Below are 22876 nucleotides of genomic sequence, written 5' to 3'. Positions count from 1 at the left end.
TGCTTGGCCCGACCATCGGGATCGGGTCTCCAAGCCTGCTGCAGCCGGCGATCCTTCCAGCGTTCGTGCAGGTCAGAGGCGGTTCTCGGTGCCGTGTGACCTGGGTCACGGTGCGGCGCTGACCCTGGATGAACCGTGGTTTCGGCGGACCGCGGAGGGGTGGAACGTAACAAGGCGGCGCGGCCCTGGGCAAGACGTCATCCACAGGCGGCCCCCCAGGCCGACGTCGCGGGTTTGACCCCCTGTTTCCCCACCGCGTACCGTTGGCCGGTCGCTCCGTGTCGACGGGTGCCGCATGTCCACGATCCGCCTCCTGGTGGCCACGTGGGCGGGCGGTGCCGGCCGAAGAATGGACATCCGGGCCAGCACCGATCTCGCTGTGGAGTGGACATCCCTCGAAACCTTCGGAGAAAAAGCCGTGAGCAAGCGTACCTACCAGCCGAACAACCGTCGCCGCCACAAGGTGCACGGCTTCCGCCTGCGCATGCGGACCCGTGCCGGCCGCTCGATCCTGTCCAGCCGCCGCCGCAAGGGCCGCAAGAGCCTGGCCGTCTGACGGCCAGGGCTCGCGGCACCGCGCCGTGCTCTCCGCTGGCCACCGGCTGACCGACAGCGCCGCCTTCCGGCGCACCGTCCGCAGCGGGCGGCGTGCCGGCAGCTCCACGCTCGTCGTCCACCTGTGGGTGGACGGCCAGGCGGCTCCGGGACCTGCGCAGGTGGGTTTCACGGTGAGCAAGGCCGTGGGCAACGCCGCCACGCGCAACCGCGTGAAGAGACGACTGCGGCACCTGACCCGGGAGCACCTCCCGTCACTGGAGGAGCTCCCGGGTCGTGCTGCACTCGTGGTCCGTGCGCTCCCCGCGTCGGCCGAGGCGTCGTACGCCGCCCTCGGTGCGGACCTGGGCCGTACGCTCGAGCGCGTGAGCACGGCATGAAGCACCTCCTCATCGCCGTCATCCGCGCGTGGCGGTTCGCGATCAGCCCGCTCTACGGGCAGGTCTGCCGCTACCACCCGAGCTGCTCGGCCTACGCGCTCGAGGCCGTCACCGAGCACGGCGCCACCCGTGGCACCTGGCTGTCCGTACGCCGCCTGACCCGGTGCCACCCCTGGGCCGCCGGCGGCTACGACCCCGTTCCCTCCCGCACCGCACCGGTCGCGGAGTCCCCTGCAACACGAGGAGCTTGAGTGCTCGACTTCTTCGGTGACATCGGCGGCGCCATCATGGCGCCGCTCTACTACGTCATCTCCGCGGTCCTGGTGGGCTTCCACACGCTGTTCGGCGGCATCTTCGGCGAGGCGTCGGGCATCGCCTGGGTGCTGTCGATCATCGGGCTGACCCTCGTGATCCGGATCGCGCTGATCCCGCTGTTCGTGAAGCAGATCAAGTCGAGCCGCAACATGCAGCTGATCCAGCCGAAGGTCCGCGAGCTGCAGAAGAAGTACGGGCACGACCGGGAGAAGCTCGCCCAGGAGACGATGAAGCTCTACAAGGACTCGGGCACCAACCCGTTCGCCTCGTGCCTTCCGATCCTGCTGCAGATGCCGATCTTCCTCGCGCTGTTCCGGCTGATCGACCAGGCCGCGAAGAACCCCGAGGTCGAGCGCGGGCTGATGACCACGCAGCTCAACGAGCAGTTCGGCGACGCGGTGTTCCTCGGCGCCAAGATCTCGGACACCTTCCTCAACACCGACGACCTCGGCGTGCGCGTCCTCGCTGCCGTGCTCGTCCTCGCCATGACGGCGACCACGTTCCTGACCCAGCGCCAGCTGATGAGCAAGAACATGCCGGCAGACGCCCTGTCGGGCCCCTACGCCCAGCAGCAGAAGATGCTGCTCTACGTGCTCCCGGTCGTGTTCGCCGTCGGCGGCATCGCATTCCCGGTGGGCGTCCTCTTCTACTGGACCACCTCCAACCTGTGGACCATGGGCCAGCAGTTCTACGTCATCCGCAACAACCCCGCCCCCGGCACCCCCGCGGCCCAGGCCAAGGAGGACCGGGACCGGGCGAAGGCCGAGCGCAAGGGCATCAAGACGCCCGCGATGCTCGAGGAGGAGCGGCTGGCGGCCGAGGCCGAGGCCCGTCGCCAGGAGCAGGCGCAGGCGCGGCAGCAGCCGCAGCGGCAGACGCGCTCCCAGCGCAACAACGCCCAGCGCAACAAGAAGAAGCGCTGACCCCACGATTCTCTGCGTGCCGCCGGCGGCACCACATCCCGATCGAAGCAGGAGACACACGTGAGTGAGCAGTTGACCGACGGCGACGCCGTCGAGAACGAGGCCACGGAGCCGCAGGACGAGCTGGACGCGAGCACCCAGGACGACGGCGAGGCGGGCGACAGCCCCCGCCCGTCCAAGCTGCAGCGCCTCGAGCACGAGGGCGACATCGCCGCGGACTACCTCGAGGAGCTCCTCGACATTGCCGACCTCGACGGTGACCTCGACATGGACGTCGAGGGGGACCGCGCCAGCGTGCAGATCGGCGGCGCCGACCTCAGCCTGCTCGTGGGCCGCAACGGTGAGGTGCTCGAGGCCCTCCAGGAGCTCACCCGCCTGGCTGTCTACCGGGAGACGGGCGAGCGCTCGCGGCTGATGCTCGACGTGGGTGGACACCGCGCGCAGCAGCGGACCCGCCTGCTCGCCCTGGCCGAGACGTCGATCGCCGAGGTCCGCGCGTCGGGTGAGTCGCTCTCGCTCGAGCCGATGAGCGCATTCGAGCGCAAGGTCGTGCACGACGCCGTGGCCACGGCCGGGCTGACCTCCGAGTCCGAGGGCGCCGAGCCGAACCGTCGCGTGGTGATCCTCCCGGCGTGAGCGACGACGTTTCACGTGAAACCGATGGGTCGAGTGGGCCCCCCGGGGCCGCATCGAGACCACCCTCCGTGCCCGCGGTGGCCCGGAGGGTGTTCGCGTCCGACCGCCTGCCGCTCGCCGAGCGCTACACGGAGCTGCTGGCCACGGAGGGAGTGGTGCGCGGCCTGATCGGTCCGCGCGAGGCCCCCCGCCTGTGGGAGCGGCACGTGCTCAACTCGGCGGTGCTGGCCGAGGCGGTCCCCGAGAGCTCGACCGTCTGCGACATCGGGACGGGCGCGGGGCTGCCCGGTCTCGTGCTGGCGATCGCCCGGCCCGACCTGCAGCTGACGCTCGTAGAGCCACTCCTGCGGCGTACGACGTTCCTGGACGAGGTGGTCGCCGAGCTCGGTCTCGACCACGTGCGCGTGGTGCGCGCTCGTGCGGAGGAGCTGCACGGCGCGTCGACCTTCGACGTGGTCACGTCGCGTGCGGTCGCGCCCCTCGAGCGGCTGCTGGGATGGTCGATGCCGCTCGTGGCACCCACCGGTGCGCTCGTCGCGATGAAGGGCTCGTCGGTCCGCGACGAGATCGCGGAGGCCCGGGCCTTCCTCGACCGGTGGCGCTGTGCCCCGCCCGAGGTGCTGGAGGCCGGAGTCGACGTCGTCGATCCACCGACCACCGTCGTCCGGGTGTCGTGGGCCGACCCGTCCCGGATAGGTTGGCCCCTTGCTCGAACGTCCGAGCGACGGCGCGACCGTCGCAACCATCGTGCAGTGAAGCGAGAGGTGTCCTGACGTGAGCGAACGTCCCGCCGCCGACATGGACCACGGAACAGCTGCCGGAGCCTCCGATGGGTTATCCACCGGTCCTCACGACGGCTGTGAGCGCAGTTATCCACAGTCCGCCCCGGTTCCTCCACAGGACGCGGGTGCGGATGGTGTTTCACGTGAAACCTCCGCCGTATCTGTTTCACGTGAAACACGCCCCATCTGGGCGCCTCACACGGCGGGCGACAAGGCGGAGCAGGACGCCCACTTCGCGGATCCGGGCACGCCGCTCGCCCAGGCGGCTCAGCACTCCGTCCTGGCCCGCACGGGCGGCCTCCGGAAGCAGGGCGTCCCGCGTCCCGAGGCCACCCGCGTGCTCGTCGTCGCGAACCAGAAGGGTGGGGTCGGGAAGACCACCTCCACCGTGAATGTGGCGGCCGGACTGGCGCAGCTCGGGCAGAAGGTCCTCGTCATCGATCTCGACCCCCAGGGCAACGCGTCCACCGCGCTCGGGGTGGAGCACCACCGCGGCGTGCCGTCGACGTACGACATGCTGGTCGAGGGCCGGCCACTGGTCGAGGTGATGACCGAGTGCGCCGACCTGCCGGGGCTGTGGGCCGTACCGGCCACGATCGACCTCGCTGGTGCCGAGATTGAGCTGGTGAGCGTCGTGGCGCGCGAGCAGCGCCTCGCGCGGGCGATCGCTGCGCACCCGCTGGTCGGCAGTGCCGCCGAGGTCGGCGACGACCGGTTCGACTACGTGCTCGTGGACTGCCCACCCTCGCTGGGCCTGCTGACCCTCAATGCGCTGGTCGCCGGTCGGGAGATGTTCATCCCGATCCAGGCGGAGTACTACGCCCTCGAAGGTCTCGGCATGCTCCTCGAGACCGTGGAGATGGTGCGCCAGCACCTCAACCCGGACCTCGTCATCTCGACGATCCTCCTGACGATGTACGACGCCCGCACCCGGCTCGCCGCCGGGGTGGCCGAGGAGGTCCGGAGCCACTTCGGCGACCAGGTCCTCAAGACCGCGGTCCCGCGCTCGGTGCGCGTCTCCGAGGCGCCGTCCTACGGGCAGACCGTGATGACCTACGATCCTGCGTCGGCGGGCGCCCTCTCCTACCTCGAGGCGGCCCGCGAGATCGCCAGCAAGGGAGCACCCGCATGAGCACCGTACGACGTTCCTCTCCGCCGCTCCCCTTCCCCGAACCACCCCGCGAGGACCGCGCATGAACGCCGCCACGCCGCCACGTCGTGGTCTCGGCCGGGGCCTGGGATCGTTGATCCCGACCTCCCCCAGCCAGCCGCCCACGTCCGACGCCCGCAGCGCGGGGTCGGCCGACCGCTCCCCGGCCCCCTCGAACGGCAGTGCCGTGGCCACCTCGGGCGCCGATGTCGACTTGACCGCCGACGGTGCCGGCCTGACCGCGGTGTCGGGCGCGTACTTCGCCGAGCTGCCGATCACCCAGGTCCGACCCAACGCCCGGCAGCCACGCCAGGTCTTCGACGAGGACGCCCTCGCCGAGCTGGTCCACTCCATCCGCGAGGTGGGGCTGCTGCAGCCGGTCGTCGTGCGCAGGAGCGGCACCGACTCGTACGAGCTGATCATGGGCGAGCGCCGATGGCGCGCCTCGCAGGAGGCCGGTCGCGAGACGATCCCCGCCATCGTCCGGGAGACCGACGACGACGACATGCTGCGCGACGCGCTGCTGGAGAACCTGCACCGCTCGCAGCTCAACCCGCTCGAGGAGGCCGCGGCCTACGGCCAGCTGCTCGAGGACTTCGGCTGCACGCACGAGGAGCTCGCACAGCGCATCGGTCGCTCACGGCCCCAGATCTCGAACACGCTGCGCCTGCTCAAGCTGTCGCCGGCCGTCCAGCGTCGTGTGGCGGCCGGCGTGCTGTCCGCCGGCCACGCGCGCGCCCTGCTCAGCGTCGAGGACGCCGGCCTGCAGGACCGGCTCGCCGCCCGGGTGACGGCCGAGGGCATCTCCGTGCGCGGATTGGAGGAAATCGTCTCGGTGGGCGTCGAGGACAGCGGCGCTCCGCGCGTCGTACGCCGCAAGCCCGTCGCTCCCGGCCTCGCCGAGCTGGCCGACCGGCTCTCGGACCGGCTGGAGACCCGCGTCAAGGTCGACCTGGGCAAGGCCAAGGGCAAGATCACCGTCGAGTTCGCCAGCCTCGACGACCTCCGTCGCATCGTCGACGTCATGGACCCGCGCAACCGGGACGACCGCCCGATCTGAGGCCGGCGGCCGGGATCACCCTCTTGGCCAATCCCGCGGTAGTCCCTATCGAACGGGTCGTGCCAGGCGCCCACGGGCGACCCGAATGATGGGGACTACCCCGATCCGAGCCTGAAACGGGCTACCGGCACGCTCAGAACGCCCCGGAATGTCGACAAAGCCACATGACGACCTGTCGACAGGTCGTCTTGTCGACCTAGCGCTTCATCCGCTTCTCGGACCGCCGGCGGGCACGGTCCCGCTTCTCGGCGAGGTCCATGGTCGCCGCCTCCTCGGGCGTGGGGGCACCGCCGCCCATTGACGCCGGGACCCACCAGGCGCCCGGCGGCTGCTCGGCGGCCGGGTAGGCGCGCACCGTCTCCGCCAGCAGCTCGACCATCCGCGCCCGCAGCACGGCGGTCTCCGCGACAGGGTCGTCACCGGTGGGGTGCAACGGCTTGCCGACGCGGATGGCGATGGTCTTGCCGCGGGAGAAGTCGCGAGGGTGGTCCTTGGTCATCATCCGTTGCGTGCCCCACAGGATGACCGGCAGCACCGGTACGCCGGCGGCCGCCGCGATGCGTACGGCTCCGGTCTTCAGCTCCTTGAGCTCCATCGAGCGCGAGATCGTCGCCTCGGGGAAGATGCCGACCGCGTCACCGGCCCGGAGCCGCTCGACGGCGGTGTGGAAGCTGGCGATGCCCTCGCCGCGGTCGACCTCGATGTGGTGCATCGAGCGCATCACCGGGCCGCCCACGGCGTGGTCGAAGATCTCCCGCTTGGCCATGAAGCGCACGAGGCGTCCCGACGGGTTCGCGGCCAGCCCGCCGTAGATGAAGTCCAGGTAGCTCACGTGGTTGAAGGCCAGCAGCACGCCGCCCTCGCGCGGCACGTGCTCGGTGCCCGTCATCTGGAAGCGCTGGCCGAGCGCCCGGAAGGCCGCCTTCGCGGTCAGGATGATCGGCGGGTAGGTGACGTCGCGCATGGGGGGAGCCTAGGGTCCCGCGCAGGGGCGGGCGAGCCTTCGTGACAGGCGACTCACCGCGTCGTCAGCGCCGGGTGGCGAGGAAGTCGGCGATCCGGCCGATGGCCTCCTCGAGGACGCTCGCCTCCGGAAGCGTGACCAGCCGGAAGTGGTCGGGGGTGGGCCAGTTGAAGCCCGTCCCGTGCGTCACGAGGATCTTTTTCGCCCGCAGCAGGTCGATGACGAAGGCCTGGTCGTCCTCGATCGCGTAGACCTCGGGGTCCAGGCGCGGGAAGCAGTAGAGCGCGCCACGCGGCCTGACGTTGCTGACGCCCGGGATGGCGTTGAGGAGGTCGTGGGCGAGCATCGACTGCTCGTAGAAGCGGCCACCGGGCCCGATGAGCTCCTCGACCGACTGGTAGCCGCCCAGCGCCGTCTGGATCGCGTGCTGGGCCGGGACGTTGGCGCACATCCGCATGTTGGCGATGAGGGTGAGCCCCTCGAGGAAGTCGGTCGCCAGCTCCTTGGGGCCGGAGATCATCACCCAGCCGGCGCGGAAGCCGCAGACGCGGTAGGCCTTCGAGAGCCCGGAGAAGGTCAGGCACAGCACGTCGTTGCCGCCGTGGGTGGCGACGTGGTGGTGCTGCGCGTCCTCGAACAGGATCTTCTCGTAGATCTCGTCGGCCATCACGACCAGCTGGTGCCGGCGCGCGATGTCGACCAACGCCTTGACCGTCGCCTCGCTGTAGACGGCGCCCGTCGGGTTGTTGGGGTTGATGATCACCAGGGCGTGGGTGTTCTCGGTGATCTTCGCCTCGATGTCGGCGAGGTCCGGGTTCCAGTCGTCGTCCTCGTCGCAGCGGTAGTGCACCGGGATGCCGCCGGCGAGCGTGACAGCGCCCGTCCACAGCGGGTAGTCCGGCGCCGGGACGAGGATCTCGTTGCCGTCGTCGACGAAGGCCTGCAGCACCATCGAGATCAGCTCGGACACGCCGTTGCCGATGAAGATGTCCTCCACCCCGACGTCGCGCAGGCCGTGGGACTGGTAGTAGTGCATGACCGCGGTCCGGGCCGACCAGATCCCCTGCGAGTCGGCGTACCCCTGCGACTGCGGCAGGTGGTGCATCATGTCGGCGAGGATCTGCTCGGGGGCCTCGAAGCCGAACGGCGCGGTGTTGCCGATGTTGAGCTTGAGGATCCGGTGGCCCTCGGCCTCGAGCCGCTGCGCCTCGACGAGGATCGGCCCGCGCACGTCGTAGCGAACGCCTTGCAGCTTCTTGCTCTGTCGGATCGGTCGCACGCCCGCCATCCTCTCAGGCGCCGTCGTGCCCTAGCATCGAGGACGTGTCCCGCAAGACCGCGCGCCTGACGGTCGACCACCTCGCGGAGCTGGCCGACCCGGTCCGGGCGTGCCTGTTCTGGGAGCTGGGCCCGGTCGACCGGGCCCAGCTCGACGAGCAGCAGCGCGTCGCCGAGAAGGAGCGCTGGCTCTCCGGCGTCCTGCGCGACTGGGGCTCGTGCGGCCGCGTCGTGCGCGTCGACGGCCGGACGGTCGGTCACATCGTCTACGCCCCTGCGGCCTACCTGCCCGGGGCGGCGGCACTGCCGACCGCGACGACCTCGCCGGAGGTCGTGGTCACGGCGACCGCGTGGATCGAGCCCGGGCTGCGCGGCGGCGGGCTGGGGCGGGTGCTGGTGCAGGCGATGGCCGCCGACCTCGTCGAGCGCGGGCACACCGCGATCGAGGCGTACGGCGACACGCGCGGCCGGCCGGACGGGTGCGTGCTGCCGGCGGAGTTCCTCGGCAGCGTGGGGTTCCGGACGCAGCGCGCCCACCCCACGACGCCGAGGATGCGGATGGACCTGCGCACCACCCTGCGGTGGAAGGACGAGGTGGAGCTGGCGCTGGAGCGCATGTGGGGCGTCGTGCGGCCCACGCAGAAGGCGACCCGCCCGATCGGATCGGTGCGGGCCGCCTCAGGCGACTAGGCCACGTCCACGTCGAGCGCGCGAGCGCGCCCGACTGCGTGTCACATCAGATGAGGCCCTCGAGCTCCTTGAGGAGCGCGGCCTTGGGCTTGGCGCCCACGATGGACTTCACGACCTCGCCGCCCTGGTAGACGTTGATGGTCGGGATGCCGGTGACGCGGTAGGACGAGGGGGTCACGGGGTTCTCGTCGACGTTCATCTTGAGGAACGTCAGCTTCTCACCGTGCTCCTTGTTGAGCTCGTCGAGGATCGGGGCGACCTGGCGGCACGGACCGCACCACTCCGCCCAGAAGTCCACCAGGACGGGCTTGTCGGACTTGAGGACCTGCGCCTCGAACTCGGCGTCGGTCACGGCGGCGATGTTGGCCACGGGAGTGCCCTTTCGTTGGTCGTGTGGGGGGACATCCGAGTCAACACCACCCCACCGACACTTGTTCCCGGCGTCGGTGGGCGGGTCGCCCCGGACGGGAGCCTCAGGCTCCGGCGGTCTGGACCTCTTCCTCGATCGCCTGGACCACCGCGGCGGCCTCGCCGGCCGTGGAGGCCTCGTGGTCGAGGGCGGCGATGAAGCGCTCGGCGTCGAGCGCGGCCGCACAGCCGGTGCCGGCGGCGGTGATCGCCTGGCGGTAGTGGTGGTCGACGAGGTCGCCCGCGGCGAACACCCCGGGCAGGTTGGTCGCGGTCGACGGGTGGCCGACGAGGACGTAGCCGTCGTCGTCGAGGTCGACCTGGCCGGTCAGCAGCTCCGAGCGCGGGTCGTGCCCGATGGCGATGAAGAGGCCCGTGACGTCGAGCTGCCGCTCCTCGCCGGTGACGGTGTCGCGCAGCGTGATCGACTCGAGGCGGTCTCCGCCGTTGATCGCGGCGACCTCCGAGTTCCACACCATCTCGAGCTTGGGGTCGGCGAAGGCGCGCTCCTGCATGATCTTCGAGGCGCGCAGCCCGTCGCGGCGGTGGATGAGGTAGACCTTCGAGCCGAAGCGGGTGAGGAAGGTGGCCTCCTCGATCGCGGAGTCCCCGCCGCCCACCACGGCGATGGCCTGCTCGCGGAAGAAGAACCCGTCGCAGGTGGCGCACCACGAGACGCCGCGACCCGAGAGCTCGTCCTCGCGCGGCAGGCCGAGCTTGCGGTAGCCCGAGCCCGTCGCGAGGATCACCGAGCGCGCGGTGTAGGTGTCGGTGGCCGTCTTCACGACCTTCACGTCACCGGTGAGGTCGACCTCGACGACGTCGTCGGCGAACAGCTCGGCGCCGAAGCGCTCGGCCTGGGCGCGCATCTCGTCCATCAGCGCCGGGCCCATGATCCCGTCGCGGAAGCCGGGGAAGTTCTCCACCTCGGTGGTGTTCATCAGCGCGCCGCCGGCCGTCACCGACCCCTCGAGCACGAGCGGCTGGAGAGCTGCACGGGCCGCGTAGACGGCGGCCGTGTAGCCCGAGGGCCCCGAACCGATGATGATGACGTTGCGGGTCTCGGTGCTGGTGCTCATGAGCGGTCAGTGACTCCTGAAGGTGCGGCTGGGGTGGGGCTGGAGGTGGGGCGTACGACGTCCTCAACCGATCGTAGGCCAGCGTTCTTCCCGAGGGGGAGTCGTCGCCAGCGCGCTCAGCGTGCGGGCAGCGAGACCGTGCGCACCGGCTCGGGCGTGCCGCACACGTAGACCTCCGCCTGCTGGGCGGAGCCGTCGGCGCGCCGGAACACGACCACGCCGGGTCGGTCGTCGACCTCGGCGAGGAGGCGTCGCCCCGGGCCGAGGTCGGGCAGCCCGCACTCGGCCAGTGCGCGCATCCCGTCGAGCAGCTCCACGCGCGTCGGGCTCGCGCGGAGGCCGCGGCGGAGTGCGAGCAGCCGGTCGTCGAGGTCGGCGTCGGCCGAGGACACCGCGGGTACGTCGGCCTCGGGCGCCGCCGCCCCGGAGCTCTTCAACGCCTCGGGTGCCAGCTCGGCGGAGCCTTCGGTCGGGGCAGATCGGTCCTGCCCGGACTGGTCGTCCTGCTGGCTCGAGGTGCTGCTGTCGGCGGCCCCACCGGCGCTCGAGCCGGCGTCGTCACCGCCACCGACCCCGGGCAGGCCCTGGCCGATCGCGACGCCGGCGACCACCACGGCCGCCGCGGCGAGGAGGCCGGCGCCGGCCAGGCGCCGGCGACGCGCACCCAGGTCGACGACCGGCGCGTCCGGTGCCTCGTGCGCGCCCGAGCGACGCGGAGGGCCGTCCACCCGCTCCGCGGCGAGGGCGGCGAGCGTCTCGTCGAGGCGGGCGACGACCTCCGGAGGCGGCGGCCCGTCGTGGCGCGCCTCCGCGAGGAGGCGGCGTACGGCCTCCTGGTCGGGCGGCAGTCCGGCATCGGACATCGGGTCACCTCCTCGGTGCAGGTCAGGGTCGTGCTGCGGGGTCGTGCTGCGGGGTCGTGCTGCGGGGTCGGACGGAAGGGGTCGGTCACACGGGGTCGGGCTCAGGGCACGGGCGGTCCCCGCGGGCGGACGCTGGGTTGGACGGGACCGTCGGGCGGCGGGTTCCCGTGAGGCGGGTCACCGGCCGGGTGGTGGAGGTCGGCCAGCAGGGTGGCGAGCTTGGTGCGCCCGCGCGAGCAGCGCGACTTCACGGTGCCCTCGGCGCAGCCGAGCATCTCGGCGACCTCCGCGACGGGGTAGCCCTCCATGTCGACGAGCACGAGCGCGGCGCGCTGCTCGGCCGGCAGCGTGGCGAGCGCGTCGAGCACCCGTCGGCGTCGCTCGGCGTCCTCGGCTGCCGCGTCCGGCTGGTCGTCGTGGACGGCGGTCGCCACCAGGGTGCCGCGGTCCTCGACGTCGTCGGGCAGGGCGTCGAGGCGCCGGATCTTGGCGGCGCGGATCCGGTCGAGGCAGGCGTTGACCACCACGCGGTGCAGCCAGGTCGTGACCGCCGCCTCGCCGCGGAAGGAGCCGGCCCGTCGGAAGGCGGCGATCATGCCGTCCTGGAGGCCGTCGGCGGCATCCTCGGGATTGCCCATCGTGCGGAGCGCGACCGCCCAGAGCCGGTCGCGGTGGCGGGTGAACAGGACGCCGAACGCGTCCGCGTCGCCGTCGACGTGGGCCCGGAGCAGCTCCTGGTCCGACCGCGGATCGGTGCGGGCGTCGCTCGCGCCGGTGGTCATCCGAGCACCTGCACCTCGGAGATCGTCCCCCGGAAGCCGCCGTCGACCGGTGGGAGGAGCGTGAGCCACACCGTGACGTACTGGCCGGACACGGGCTCGGCCAGGTCGACGGTGAGCTCCCCGGTCCCGGACGCGGTGCCGACGGGCGTGAGCTCCGCGACCCCGGTCGGCGCCTCGGAGGTGACGTAGGTGGCGAGCGAGGTCTGGCCTCCCTCCGTCGTCACCCGGACCTGCCGCACCGCACGGGTGCTGCCGAGGTCGATGACGAGGCCCACCCCGGTCTTGAGGCCGGCGGGGCCGAAGTTCTGCTCGTAGGTCGAGGTGGTCCACGACGTGGCGGGGTCGCCGTCGAGGACGGTCGGCACGGTGTCCGGGTTCTCCTGCTGGCCGTCGGTCCCCTGCGGGTCGAAGTCGTCGGCCGCGAGGTCGGTGAACGGCGTCGGCTCGGCCGCCGTGGGGCTCGCGCTGGGCGTCGGGTCGTCGCTGCCGGAGTCGGGGGTCGGCGGCCGCAGCCCCAGCTGGTAGGCGGCCACCGCCGCGACGCCCACGAGCAGGCAGATCGCGACGATCATCGCCAGCCGGATCCAGGTCCGGCCGGGCACCTGGTCGCCGGTGTCCTCGAGTCCCTCGCCGGTGCCCCAGCGGTCCTCCGCCCACGCGCCGGACGCCCACGAGCCGGTGTCCCGCCCGACGGGACGTACGCCGGAGTCCCGGCCGGAGTCCCGGCCGGAGTCCCGGCCGGAGTCCCGGCCGGAGTCCCGGCCCGAGTCCTGGCTGGAGTCCCACGGCCAGTAGTCGCCGCCGGGCGCCCGGCTGCCGGGACGCGGACGGCGTACGGGCTCGCCCTCCGGCGGGTCGGGCGCGAAGAGGGGCTTGGGCTGGGGGTCGGCCAGGGGCGGGGGTGGCGCCGGCTTGTCGGCGCGAGCGCGCAGCCAGTCGACCTCGTCGTCGTCGTGGAAGACCGGCATCCCGGCCTCCGTCGGGAGGTCGGCGACCGGGGTGGGCGCAGCCTCGGCGGGCGCGTCGACTGGCGGCTCGTCGGGCGGGTCGGCGGGCGGGTTGTCGGTCCCGTCACTGCTCGCGCGCTCCTCGGCCGGGACCGGCGCGGTCACCACGGTGGCGGTCGGGTCGGTGCGGACGGCGTGGGTGGCGGTCAGCTCGGCCGGCCCGGCGTCGGTCCCGCTGGCGTCCTCGGCCTCGTCGGCCTCGTCGGCCTCGCCGGCCTCGTCACCCGCCACCGGGACGGTCGTGGTCGGCAGGATGGCCGGCTGGACCTGGGCCGGCGGCGGGGTGGGCCGGAGCGCGGCGACCGGGGGCAGCGTCCCGGTGGTGTCCCCGACGTAGTCGTGGAGCATCTCGCAGATGCGGTGGGCGGTAAAGTCGGAGCCCTCGGTCCCCGGCGCGTGCTGGGGGTTGAGGACCTGGTCGCACAGCGCGTCGAGCATCCGGGGGATGCCGGCCCGCACGCGCCGGGGCCGCAGCACCTCGCCGTGCACCTCCGGTGCCGGTGGCACGGCGGACTCCGAGACGCCGGCCCACTTGCCGGTCAGCGCGCTGTAGAGCAGGCCGGCGAGGTCGACCTCGTCGACGTTGAGGCGACCGGGCGGCAGGCCGCGGAGGGCGGCCTCGACGCCGAAGCCGATGATCCTGATCTGCCCGTGCTGGTCGACCAGGACGTTCTCGGGCGCCAGGCACCCGTGGGCGAGGCCGGACGCGTGCGCCTCGGCGATGCTCTCGGCCACCTCCCCGACCAGCCAGGCCGCGCGCCGCGGGGCCAGCGGACCCTCGCGGGTCAGCAGGATGTCGAGCGACTCGCCCTGCCCCCACTCGTTGACGACGTAGCAGCGGCCGTCGGCGATCTCCGCGTCGAGCACGCGCAGCAGCCGGCGGTTGATGACCGGGCCGGTGCGCCGGGCCGCCTCGAGCATCGCCTCGGCGCGCTCGTCGCCGGCGTCGAGGAGGTGGACCGACACCGGCCGGTGGAGCACGAGGTCGTGGGCACGCCAGAAGCGGCCGGTCCCGTTCTCGGCCAGCAGGTCGTCGAGCCGGTAGCGTCCGGCGAGCACGTCACCCGCCTGCATCGACGTCGGCACCGCTCACCTCGCTCCCACTGACCTGTTGCCCGCCCCGGCACGACCGTCGCACGAGCGCCGTCGCCGTGCTTGCGGCCACTCTAGGCAGTCTCATCGCCTGTGCAGGCGCGCCGCGACCATGTCGACGAGGCTGGTCACCTCGCGCACGTGCAGGAGCCGGGCGCCGAGGAGCAGCACGACGCAGCCGGCGAGCCCGCTCAGCCCGCCCCGTACGAGCGCGACGAGAGGTCCGGGGCGCTCCCCGAGCCCGGACATCGCGAGCTCGGCGGCCCAGATGGCCGCGGCGGCGACGGCGAGCACGAGCGCCATCCGGACGAGGAACCGGAGCAGCTGCGAGCCCTCGATGCCGCCCGCGGTGCGCCGCAGCAGCACCGTGCTGATCGCGGCGCCGACGGCGTACGACGACAGGTAGGCCACCACCAGCATGGGGGCGGTGTCCTCGGGCGGCCGGGACGGCACGAGGGCGACGGCGACGGCGACGTTGGTCGCGGAGACGGCGAGCTGGATGAAGAACACGAGCCGGGTCATCTCCATGGCGTAGAAGCCGCGGAGCATGAAGTAGTGGACGGTGAAGAACACCAGCGCCGGCCCGAAGAGCGCGAGGGTCGGGGCGAAGGCCGCCGCGCGCTCCTCGCCACCGCCCCAGCCGAAGGCGGCCGCGGCGACGTCGCCGGCGACGAGCGGCAGGAGGACCGCGAAGGGCAGCACCAGGGCCAGCGCGGTGCGCAGCGTGGAGCCGACCGTGCTCCCGAGCTCGGCCAGGCGGTCCTCGGAGGCCAGGGCGGAGAGCCGCGGCAGGATCGCGGTGGCGAGCGAGACGGTGACGATCGCGTGCGGCACCATCATGATGAGCAGGCTGTTGGAGTAGACCGTCAGCCCCGTGCCGTCGCCGCCGCCGGCGGTGCCGCCCGACGCGAGCCGCACCACCACGAGGTACGCCGCCTGGGTGGCGATGACGAAGAGCACGGTCCACACACCCAGGGACAGGGTGTGCCTGAGCTCGGGGTCGCGGAAGTCGAAGCGCGGGCGGTAGCTGAACCCCGAGGCCCGGAGGTAGGGGACGAGCACCAGGCACTGCGCGACGATGCCGATGGTCGAGCCGAGGCCCAGGAGCACCTCCTGGGACCCGCTCAGCGGGGCGTACTGGTCGGCGCTGTCACCGACCGGCCCCCAGACGACGAGGAAGAGGACCAGCACCCCGACCGAGATGAGGTTGTTGGCGATGGGGGCCCACATCATCGGCCCGAACCGGCCCCGCGCGTTGAGGACCTGCCCGATGAGGACGTACATGCCGTAGAAGAACACCTGCGGCAGGCACCAGCGGGTGAGGTTCACGATCGACTCGAGGTGGGCCGCGCGGTCGGGCTCGAGGTAGCGGCTGTCGAGGTAGACCTGGAGGAGCAGGGGGGCCAGCACGACGAGCAGCACGCTGACCGCGCCGAGGAAGAGCGCGGAGAGCGTGATGACGCGGCTGGCGTAGGCGTCGCCCCCGTCGGGGTCGCTGCTGATGCGGCGGACGAGCTGCGGCACGAGGACGGCGTTGAAGATGCCGCCGGCCAGCAGGATGTAGACCATGTTGGGCAGCGTGTTGGCGATGGTGAAGAGATCGCCGCGGATCGAGGCGCCCAGCGCCGCGACGAGCAGGGCGCTGCGGACGTAGCCCGACGCGCGCGACACCACGGTGCCCGCGGCCATCACGGCCGAGGAGGCCATCACGCGCTGGTCGGTCATGCTCATGCGCCGCTCATGCGCGGTCCGTGGCGGCGTCTTCGAGGTCCGCGGCGCGCGAGGTGGCCGGCTCGCCGGGGACCGGTGGGTCACCGGGGTCCCGGTGGTCGGCGTGGTCCTCGCCGGGCGGCGCGTCCTCGGCAGGCTCGGGCTGCTCGTCGGCGGCCTCCGCGGCCGCGAGCTCGGCACGGCGCTGGCGGATCTGACCCGGCAGGCGGTAGCCCACCATGCCGAACAGGACGAGCGCGCCCACTGCCATGACGACCCAGATCAACGCGCTCACCCGGGCCGCGCGGATCGGCACTTGGGCCGTCGAGCCGAGCGCCACGCCGTCCACGCTGGTCACCGACAGCCGGACGTTGTGCACGCCGACCTCGCTCGTGCTCGCCTCGAAGCGGACGACGCTGCGGGCCAGGGGGCCGAGCTCGCGCACGCCGTCACCGCCGGTCAGGTTCATCTCGCCGTCGGTGCTCACCCGGACCCGGACGGTCACCGGCTGGTCGAGCTCGTTGACGAGGGTCGCGCCGAGCGGTCCGGAGTCGCCGGACAGCGTCACGGCGGGCGGTCCCTCGATCCGCACCGACGCGAGGTCCTCGCGCAGGACCTCGTCGAGCCGGTCGGTGGCGGCGCGGGCCAGACCCGGGCGGGCGCGGTGCTGCTCGGAGAGCAGCACGAGCGCCTGGTCCTCGACGGAGGTCTCGACCATGGTCTGGAGGGTGAGGACCTGCTCGAGGAGGGTGGCCGCGGTCGTTGCCCTGGTGGCCGCGGAGAAGTTGGTCGGGTCGAGCTCCGCGGCCAGGTCGTCCTCGGTGTAGTTGAGGCTGGAGGCCGGCACGTCGACGGCGCTGCGTCCCGCGACGTCGCTGACGGGGACGAGGTCGAGCCACGGCTGGTCGAGGTCGGTGAAGAACGACGCCGCGTCCTCCCCGTTCCACACGGTGGGCAGGGTGACGACGAGCGGTGCCGTGTCGCGGTTCTCGAGGCGGAGCGCCGCCTCGCTGAGCAGGCGCTGACGCAGCGCGAGCGGGTCGGTGGCCGCGGTGGGACCGGGACCACCGGCCTCGGCCCCGGTGCTGGTGACGACGACCTCGTGCCCGAGCAGTCGGACCACGGAGTCGGGGCTGGTCGGCGGGAGGTCGAAGGCGCTGTCACCGAGCAGGATGACGGTGCCCGGCGGCGTGGCGGCGATCGCCTCCTCGCTGAGCCGGTCGCTGATCGGGGACACCGCGGGCTGCGAGGTGAGACCGAGGTCGAGCATCACCTCGGCGCTGCGGTCCACCGCCTGGTCGAGCCGGGTGGCGTCGTTGCGGGCGGCAGCGGCGACGTCGAGGTCGCCGTAGGGCAGCGTCAGCACCGTGTCGGAGCCGACGATGGCCTGGAAGCGGGTGAGCCAGGCGTCCGCCGCCGCGATCAGCTGCGCGTCCTCCTCGCTGAGGTCCTCGGTGGGCTCCGGGGTGGCGGGGGTGATGGTCTCCAGCGTGGGGGTCTCGTCCACGCCGTCGGTCGGCGTCTCGGTCGGGGAGGGCTGCTGGCCCTCGACGCTGGGGTCCGGCGCGATGCTCCGGGCCGGGTTGCCCACCGTCAGCTTCGCCACGGCGTGCAGGACGGCCGGGTCGACCAGCCAGCTGTAGGGCGTCGAGCCCGCGGACTCGGCCATGTCGAGCACGCCGTCGAGGCTGCCACCCTCGGCCAGTCGGCGGGCCCACCGGTCCAGCCCTGCGACGCGTCCGTCGGCGTCGTACCAGACCCGGCTGCGGACCGGGAGGATGACCGAGGCCTCCTGGGTCCGGTCGCCGGTCGGCTCCTGCGGGATGAACGTGCGGGCCCGGCCCTCGGCGATGTCGTCGCGCGGGACCGAGCCGTCGCCGAGGGCGTGGACGCCGATCCAGTAGACACCGGCCTGGCCGGAGGTGCCGAGCAGCTCGACGGGCACGGAGTCGTAGAAGGACGCCGTCTCGCCGGGCGCGAGCTCGTCCACGGTGTCGAACGTGCCCGGGACGGTCACCCGGGGACCGACGTAGACGCCCGGGTCGACGCCCGCCGACTCGTTGAGGTTGGGGGAGTCGAGGATCGGCTGCTGGGAGGAGAAGGCGTGGAGGTTGACGCGGGTGAAGGTCTCGTCGCTGACGTTGGTGACCGTGCCGGTGATCTCGACGTCCCCGGTGCTCGGCAGCACCGGCGTGATGGTGTCGAGGTGGACGACGAGGGGGTCGGGCTCCTCGGCGGGAGCCCTCGTCGCGGGCGCTCCGGCCGCCCCGAGGGCCGGCCCGGTCGCGACCCCGAGGGTCAGGAGCCCCGCCAGGGCAGCACGGATCACGGACGGGCGGGGCACGCACCGATGCTAGTTGTTCGGACCCACCGGGTCGGCACGTAGACTGGCCCGTCGTGTCCGACGCCGCACTGCAACCGCTCACGATCGTCGAGATCCAGCGCCGGGTCGGGGCCGAGCTCGACCGCATCGGCTCGGTCATCGACGAGCTCGGGGCCCTCTTCGCCGCGGCCGGCGAGGAGCTCGCCCTGGTCGGCGGGCCGGTCCGCGACGCCATGATCGGCCGGCTGCAGAACGACCTCGACTTCACCACCTCGGCCGTGCCGGACGTCACCGAGCGGCTCGTGTCGGGCTGGGCCGACGCGGTGTGGGACATGGGCCGCGACTTCGGCACGATCGGCTGCCGCAAGGGGCCGTGGCAGGTCGAGATCACGACCTACCGCTCGGAGAGCTACGACCCGTCGTCGCGCAAGCCCGACGTGGACTTCGGCGACTCCCTCGAGGGCGACCTGGGCCGGCGCGACTTCTCGGTGAACTCGATGGCGGTCCGCGTGCCGAGCCGCGAGTTCGTCGACCCGTTCGGGGGCATCGTCGACCTGGCCGAGCGGGTGCTGCGCACGCCGGGCGCGCCGGAGGACTCCTTCTCCGACGACCCTCTTCGGATGATGCGCGCGGCGCGGTTCGCCGCCCAGCTCGGGTTCTCGGTCGCGCCCGACGTGGTGGCGGCGATGACCGCGATGGCGGGCCGGATCGAGATCATCTCGGCCGAGCGGGTCCGCGACGAGCTGGTCAAGCTGGTCTGCGCGCCGCACCCGCGGCTCGGGCTCACCCTGCTGGTCGACACCGGCCTCGCGGCCCACGTCCTCCCCGAGCTGCCCGCCCTCGCGCTGGAGCGCGACGAGCACCACCGGCACAAGGACGTCTACGAGCACACCCTCACCGTCCTCGAGCAGTCGATCGACCTCGAGCACCGCCTCGGGGACGGTCCCGACTTCGTCTCCCGGTTCGCGGCCCTCATGCACGACGTCGGCAAGCCGCGCACGCGCCGCTTCGAGGCCGGCGGCATCGTCACCTTCCACCACCACGACGTCGTCGGCGCCAAGCTGACCCGCAAGCGGATGAAGGCGCTGCGCTTCTCCAACGCCGACACCGACGCGGTCGCCACGCTGGTCGAGCTGCACCTGCGCTTCCACGGCTACGGGTCGGGCGAGTGGACCGACAGTGCCGTACGTCGCTACGTCCGCGACGCGGGCGAGCAGCTCGAGCGGCTGCACATCCTCACCCGCGCCGACTGCACCACCCGCAACCAGCGCAAGGCCGACCGCCTGCGCCGGGCGTACGACTCGCTCGAGGAGCGCATCGCGCGGCTCTCGGAGGAGGAGGAGCTCGCGTCGATCCGTCCGGACCTCGACGGCAACCAGATCATGGAGCTCCTCGGCATCGGCCCCGGCCGCGACGTCGGGCAGGCGTACGCGTTCCTGCTCGAGCTGCGGGTGGAGGAGGGACCGAAGTCGCCGGAGGAGGCCGAGGCCGCCCTGCGCGCCTGGTGGGCAGGGCGGACCTCCTAGCGGACCCGCAGAACTGCCGCCGAGTCGGCGTCAGCCCTTGGTGCCCGTGCTCGCCACGCCCTGGATGATCTGCTTCTGCCCGAGGAAGAACACCAGGATCATCGGCACGGTCGTGATGACGCTCGCGGTGACGACGAGCTCCCAGTGCCACTCGCCGCCGAAGCCGAACTGGTCGAGCATCGACTTGAGGCCACGCGGCACCGTGAAGTCCTCGCGGTCGCGCAGGTAGATCAGTCCGCGCATCAGGTCGGTCCACGCCGCCTGGAACTCGAAGAGGGCGACGACCACGAGCGCCGGCTTGGTCAGCGGCAGCGCGACGTGCCAGAACACCTTCCAGTGCCCGGCGCCGTCCATCTCGGCCGCGTCGAACAGCTCGGTCGGCAGGCCGAGGAAGAACTGGCGCAGCAGGAAGATGTAGAACGCCGTGCCGAACACGTTGCCTGCCCACAGCGGCGTCAGCGTGCCGACCATCCCCAGCGAGTCCCAGATCAGGTAGGTCGGGATCATCGTCGCCGCGCCCGGGATCATCATCGAGGCGAGCACCAGCCCGAAGAGGAAGTTGCGGCCGCGGAACTGGTAGCGCGCGAACCCCCACGCCACGAGCGCGCTGGAGATGGTGACCGTGAGGGTCGCCATGATGGTGACGAAGGCCGTGTTGAGCAGCCACGCCGCCATCGGTGCGGCGTTCCACACCTCGATGTAGTTGTCGAAGGTCAGCGTCTCGGGGATCAGGCGGTTGTCGAAGACGTCGCTGCGCGGCTTGAGCGAGGCGCTGACCAGCCACACGAACGGGTAGACGAACGCGATGGTGGTCACGACCAGCGCGACGGCCACGAAGATGCGGCCGCCGAGGCCGGGTCGCCGGTTCGGCGGCCGCGGGGCCCGGGCCGGAGCGGTCACCGCCTCGTCCGGGTCGACCGGCGGCACGCCCGTGGTGGGTCCGGCCTCGCCGGCGCGGTCGAGGGTGCTCATCGCGCACCGCCCGTGTAGTGGACGTAGCGCCGGCTGAGCATCACCTGCACGGCGGTGACGACCATCACGATGACGAAGAGCAGCATCGCCATCGCCGAGGCGTAGCCCATGTGGAGGAACTCGAAGGCCTGCTGGAACAGGTAGATGGCGTAGAACAGCGCGGCGTCGTTGCTGTAGGTCGTGTTGCCCGCCCCGAAGAACGCCGTGTAGGCCTCGGTGAAGGACTGGAGCGAGGCGATGGTGTCGACCACGACGATGAAGTAGATCGCCGGGCTGATGATCGGCACGGTGACGTGCCACAGCCGGCGCCACCACCCGGCCCCGTCCACCCGGGCGGCGTCGAGGAGCTCCTCGGGCACCTCCTGCAGGGCGGCCAGCAGGATGATCACCGATGCCCCGACGGTCCACAGCGACATGATCACCAGGCCGGGCTTCACCCACGCGGGGTCGGTCGTCCAGTTGGGGCCGTTGATCCCGAACCAGCCGAGGAACTCGTTGAGCAGGCCGTTCTGCCCGTTGAGCAGCATGAGCAGCAGGACGCCCACGGCGACCGGCGGCGTCATCTTCGGCAGGAAGAAGGCGGTGCGGAAGAATCCCGCCGCCCGCCCGGCGCGCTGCAGCAGCAGCGCGAGGCCGAGCGAGACGGCGAGCTGCGCCGGCACCGACATCAGGGTGTAGACGAAGGTGTTGCGCAGCGCCAGGCGGATCTTCTCGTCACCCATCAGCTCGCGGTAGTTGTCGAGCCCCACGAAGGACGGGTCGTTGATGACGTCGTAGTCCGTCAGCGAGAGGTAGACGGTGTAGAGGACCGGGTAGGCCATGAACACCACGAACCCGATCAGCCAGGGGCTGATGAACAGCAGGGCCACGCGGCCCTGGTGCCGTCCGCCCTCGCCCCGGCGGCGCCGGGTGGCGGGTCGGGTACGCCGGCCGGGAGCCGTCGCGGTGCTCACTTCTCGTCCCAGCTCGCCCATGCCTCGTCGAGTGCGTCCTGCGCCGCCTCCTGGGCGTCCGCCAGGGCGTCGGCCGGCTCCTTCTGGCCGTTGAGCACCTTGTTGACCTCGTCCTGCCAGGCCTGCTCGAACTCGTCGCCGGCGGGGTTGGCCGGCATGGCGAAGGTGTGGTCGTTGGCCTCGTACATCGCTGCGACCGCCTGCGACCAGACGGAGTCGCCGTCGGTCGGGGCCATCTCGCGGATCGCCTCGTCGGCCTCCTCGTTGGCGGTCAGGATGCCGGTGAACAGCCCGCCGCTCTCCTCGCGCAGCCGGACGCGCTCCTCGGCCGCGGCCATCCAGGAGTCGGTCTCGGTCATCACGCGGGCCATCCGGCACGCGGCCTCGGGGTTGGGGCTGCCCTTGGGGATCGCCCACGCGGAGCCCGACGCCCACGCGAGCGGCTCGCCCTGGAGGTCGCGCACCGTGTCGAAGGCCATCGGGGCGTCGGGGGAGACGTCGTTGAGGACGCTGACGTACCACTGCTCCATCGGCATGGCGCCGAGGGAGCCGCTGGCGAACTGGTTGCCGTCGCCGAAGAAGTCGGCCGAGTCGCGCAGCGCCTTCACCTCGCCGAAGCCGCCCTGGGCGTCGTAGACCGAGACGGCGAACTCGAGCGCCTCGACGACCGCCGGGTCGTCGAGCTGGGCGGTGCGACCGTCCTCGGAGATGAGGTCGGCGCCGTTGGCCTTGGCCCACAGCGGCAGGAACTCGGGGAGCTTGCTGTCGTAGCCGATCGTCGCCAGGTCCCCGCCCTGCATCTGCATGAGGTCCTTGTTGGCCTCGAGGACCGCGGCCCAGTCGGAGCCGTTGACGTCCTCGACGGTGTGGCCGGACTGCTCGAGCAGGTCGGCGTTGGCCTGGGTCAGCTGGACGACGTTGAACTCCGGGATGCCGTAGACCTCGTCGTCGAAGGTGACCTCCCCGAGGGCGGACTCGCGGAAGACGGAGGTGTCGATGCCCTCTCCCTCGATGCAGTCGGTCAGGGGGACGACCGCGCCGCGGGAGGCGAACGTGCCGATCTGGCTGCGCTCGGCGTAGACCAGCGCGGGCGGTTCGCCCGAGGCGACCGAGGAGAGGAACTGCTGGATGTCGAGGTCGCCCTCGACCAGGTCGACCTTCGCCTCGCCGAGCTCCTCCTCCGCCAGCTCGAGGCGCTCGGTCGCGATCTCGTCGCCGGCGCCGAAGCCCATCACCTGCACCTCGCCGGACAGGTCGGCGCTGCTGTCGAAGGACGCGTCCGAGGTCTCCTCGGAGTCGCCGGTGCCCTGGGCGCACCCTGCCAGCAGGCATGCCGCCACGAACGTGCCCGTCAACGCGGAAAGTCGCATGACCGATCTCCTCCCATGCCCGCGCCGGCACCTCCAGCGGGGTCCATCTCGCTGAGTA

The 22876-nt window shown here is 72.1% G+C and carries 22 protein-coding genes; 10 read left to right on the top strand and 12 right to left on the bottom strand.

Annotated elements, in window-relative coordinates; translation table 11 throughout:
- Positions 1-418: 418 nt before the first annotated feature.
- From rpmH to SHK17_RS21105, 8 genes are all read left to right on the top strand, one after another.
- Positions 419-556 (top strand): 50S ribosomal protein L34, encoded by a 138-nt coding sequence (rpmH, locus tag SHK17_RS21140; protein ID WP_056156542.1) that lies wholly within the window; start codon positions 419-421, stop codon positions 554-556.
- A 25-nt stretch (positions 557-581) separates the two neighbouring features.
- The gene (gene rnpA, locus SHK17_RS21135) at positions 582-935 is read left to right on the top strand and encodes a ribonuclease P protein component (RefSeq protein WP_322920635.1); all 354 of its coding nucleotides are present in this window, start codon (positions 582-584) and stop codon (positions 933-935) included.
- Positions 932-1186, top strand: a complete 255-nt coding sequence (yidD, locus tag SHK17_RS21130; RefSeq protein ID WP_172268301.1) for a membrane protein insertion efficiency factor YidD — start codon at positions 932-934, stop codon at positions 1184-1186. Before rnpA ends, yidD begins: the two co-directional genes overlap by 4 nt.
- A 36-nt stretch (positions 1187-1222) precedes the next feature.
- Complete coding sequence (gene yidC / locus SHK17_RS21125; RefSeq protein ID WP_405030419.1) at positions 1223-2173, top strand: membrane protein insertase YidC; 951 nt, start codon at positions 1223-1225, stop codon at positions 2171-2173.
- Positions 2174-2233: 60 nt separating this feature from the next.
- Positions 2234-2809: a Jag family protein gene (locus SHK17_RS21120; RefSeq protein ID WP_449867028.1), complete on the top strand. Its 576-nt coding sequence runs from the start codon at positions 2234-2236 to the stop codon at positions 2807-2809.
- Between the two features lie 77 nt (positions 2810-2886).
- A complete protein-coding gene (gene rsmG / locus SHK17_RS21115) occupies positions 2887-3582 on the top strand; it encodes a 16S rRNA (guanine(527)-N(7))-methyltransferase RsmG (RefSeq protein WP_322920633.1) in 696 nt (231 codons plus the stop codon).
- A gap of 346 nt (positions 3583-3928) precedes the next feature.
- Positions 3929-4723, top strand: a complete 795-nt coding sequence (locus tag SHK17_RS21110; protein ID WP_322920632.1) for a ParA family protein — start codon at positions 3929-3931, stop codon at positions 4721-4723.
- 61 nt (positions 4724-4784) lie between these two features.
- Complete coding sequence (locus SHK17_RS21105; protein ID WP_322423664.1) at positions 4785-5801, top strand: ParB/RepB/Spo0J family partition protein; 1017 nt, start codon at positions 4785-4787, stop codon at positions 5799-5801.
- Positions 5802-5997: 196 nt separating this feature from the next.
- Here SHK17_RS21105 and SHK17_RS21100 read toward each other — a convergent pair whose 3' ends face one another.
- Positions 5998-6765 carry a lysophospholipid acyltransferase family protein gene (locus tag SHK17_RS21100; protein ID WP_322920631.1) on the bottom strand — a complete coding sequence of 256 codons (768 nt, stop codon included), beginning with the start codon at positions 6763-6765 and terminating at the stop codon, positions 5998-6000.
- A gap of 64 nt (positions 6766-6829) precedes the next feature.
- Complete coding sequence (locus SHK17_RS21095; protein ID WP_322920630.1) at positions 6830-8044, bottom strand: pyridoxal phosphate-dependent aminotransferase; 1215 nt, start codon at positions 8042-8044, stop codon at positions 6830-6832.
- A 44-nt stretch (positions 8045-8088) separates the two neighbouring features.
- Here SHK17_RS21095 and SHK17_RS21090 point away from each other — a divergent pair, with 44 nt between their 5' ends.
- Positions 8089-8733, top strand: coding sequence for a GNAT family N-acetyltransferase (locus SHK17_RS21090; protein WP_322920629.1), 645 nt, complete (start codon positions 8089-8091; stop codon positions 8731-8733).
- A gap of 46 nt (positions 8734-8779) precedes the next feature.
- Here SHK17_RS21090 and trxA read toward each other — a convergent pair whose 3' ends face one another.
- From trxA to SHK17_RS21055, 7 genes are all read right to left on the bottom strand, one after another.
- A complete protein-coding gene (trxA, locus tag SHK17_RS21085; protein ID WP_322423660.1) occupies positions 8780-9103 on the bottom strand; it encodes a thioredoxin in 324 nt (107 codons plus the stop codon).
- A 103-nt stretch (positions 9104-9206) separates the two neighbouring features.
- Positions 9207-10220, bottom strand: a complete 1014-nt coding sequence (trxB, locus tag SHK17_RS21080) for a thioredoxin-disulfide reductase (RefSeq protein ID WP_322920627.1) — start codon at positions 10218-10220, stop codon at positions 9207-9209.
- 116 nt (positions 10221-10336) lie between these two features.
- Complete coding sequence (locus SHK17_RS21075; RefSeq protein WP_322920625.1) at positions 10337-11083, bottom strand: hypothetical protein; 747 nt, start codon at positions 11081-11083, stop codon at positions 10337-10339.
- 101 nt (positions 11084-11184) lie between these two features.
- Entirely contained in the window at positions 11185-11865 is a 681-nt protein-coding gene (sigM, locus tag SHK17_RS21070) for an RNA polymerase sigma factor SigM (RefSeq protein WP_172268277.1), read from the bottom strand.
- The gene (locus tag SHK17_RS21065) at positions 11862-13958 is read right to left on the bottom strand and encodes a protein kinase family protein (protein ID WP_322920624.1); all 2097 of its coding nucleotides are present in this window, start codon (positions 13956-13958) and stop codon (positions 11862-11864) included. The genes sigM and SHK17_RS21065 overlap by 4 nt, the downstream gene beginning before the upstream one ends.
- A 90-nt stretch (positions 13959-14048) precedes the next feature.
- On the bottom strand, positions 14049-15695 hold the full coding sequence (gene murJ / locus SHK17_RS21060; protein WP_322920623.1) for a murein biosynthesis integral membrane protein MurJ: 1647 nt from the start codon (positions 15693-15695) through the stop codon (positions 14049-14051).
- 7 nt (positions 15696-15702) lie between these two features.
- On the bottom strand, positions 15703-18018 hold the full coding sequence (locus tag SHK17_RS21055) for a DUF6049 family protein (RefSeq protein WP_322920622.1): 2316 nt from the start codon (positions 18016-18018) through the stop codon (positions 15703-15705).
- 83 nt (positions 18019-18101) lie between these two features.
- Between SHK17_RS21055 and SHK17_RS21050 the strand changes: the two genes are divergently transcribed.
- Positions 18102-19523: a CCA tRNA nucleotidyltransferase gene (locus SHK17_RS21050; protein WP_405030417.1), complete on the top strand. Its 1422-nt coding sequence runs from the start codon at positions 18102-18104 to the stop codon at positions 19521-19523.
- 30 nt (positions 19524-19553) lie between these two features.
- On the opposite strand, the gene SHK17_RS21045 is transcribed toward SHK17_RS21050, so the two are convergent.
- From SHK17_RS21045 to SHK17_RS21035, 3 genes are read right to left on the bottom strand one after another with little or no spacing between them, the layout of a single operon-like run.
- The gene (locus SHK17_RS21045) at positions 19554-20495 is read right to left on the bottom strand and encodes a carbohydrate ABC transporter permease (RefSeq protein WP_322920620.1); all 942 of its coding nucleotides are present in this window, start codon (positions 20493-20495) and stop codon (positions 19554-19556) included.
- A complete protein-coding gene (locus SHK17_RS21040) occupies positions 20492-21448 on the bottom strand; it encodes a carbohydrate ABC transporter permease (protein WP_322423653.1) in 957 nt (318 codons plus the stop codon). The genes SHK17_RS21045 and SHK17_RS21040 overlap by 4 nt, the downstream gene beginning before the upstream one ends.
- The gene (locus tag SHK17_RS21035; RefSeq protein ID WP_322920619.1) at positions 21445-22818 is read right to left on the bottom strand and encodes an extracellular solute-binding protein; all 1374 of its coding nucleotides are present in this window, start codon (positions 22816-22818) and stop codon (positions 21445-21447) included. Before SHK17_RS21035 ends, SHK17_RS21040 begins: the two co-directional genes overlap by 4 nt.
- Positions 22819-22876: the final 58 nt, after the last annotated feature.

Origin of the sequence: Nocardioides renjunii, from assembly GCF_034661175.1 — a bacterium.
Lineage (GTDB): Bacteria > Actinomycetota > Actinomycetes > Propionibacteriales > Nocardioidaceae > Nocardioides > Nocardioides renjunii.
This window is presented reverse-complemented; position numbering and strand designations above follow the sequence as displayed.

What these genes read in the sequence shown, in the direction of transcription:
- SHK17_RS21100 (WP_322920631.1), bottom strand. Translation starts at nt 6,765, where the DNA reads ATGCGCGACGTCACCTACCCGCCGATCATCCTGACCGCGAAGGCGGCC.
- SHK17_RS21035 (WP_322920619.1), bottom strand. Translation starts at nt 22,818, where the DNA reads ATGCGACTTTCCGCGTTGACGGGCACGTTCGTGGCGGCATGCCTGCTG.
- sigM (WP_172268277.1), bottom strand. Translation starts at nt 11,865, where the DNA reads ATGACCACCGGCGCGAGCGACGCCCGCACCGATCCGCGGTCGGACCAG.
- murJ (WP_322920623.1), bottom strand. Translation starts at nt 15,695, where the DNA reads ATGAGCATGACCGACCAGCGCGTGATGGCCTCCTCGGCCGTGATGGCC.
- SHK17_RS21105 (WP_322423664.1), top strand. Translation starts at nt 4,785, where the DNA reads ATGAACGCCGCCACGCCGCCACGTCGTGGTCTCGGCCGGGGCCTGGGA.
- SHK17_RS21075 (WP_322920625.1), bottom strand. Translation starts at nt 11,083, where the DNA reads ATGTCCGATGCCGGACTGCCGCCCGACCAGGAGGCCGTACGCCGCCTC.
- yidD (WP_172268301.1), top strand. Translation starts at nt 932, where the DNA reads ATGAAGCACCTCCTCATCGCCGTCATCCGCGCGTGGCGGTTCGCGATC.
- yidC (WP_405030419.1), top strand. Translation starts at nt 1,223, where the DNA reads ATGGCGCCGCTCTACTACGTCATCTCCGCGGTCCTGGTGGGCTTCCAC.
- trxB (WP_322920627.1), bottom strand. Translation starts at nt 10,220, where the DNA reads ATGAGCACCAGCACCGAGACCCGCAACGTCATCATCATCGGTTCGGGG.
- SHK17_RS21045 (WP_322920620.1), bottom strand. Translation starts at nt 20,495, where the DNA reads ATGAGCACCCTCGACCGCGCCGGCGAGGCCGGACCCACCACGGGCGTG.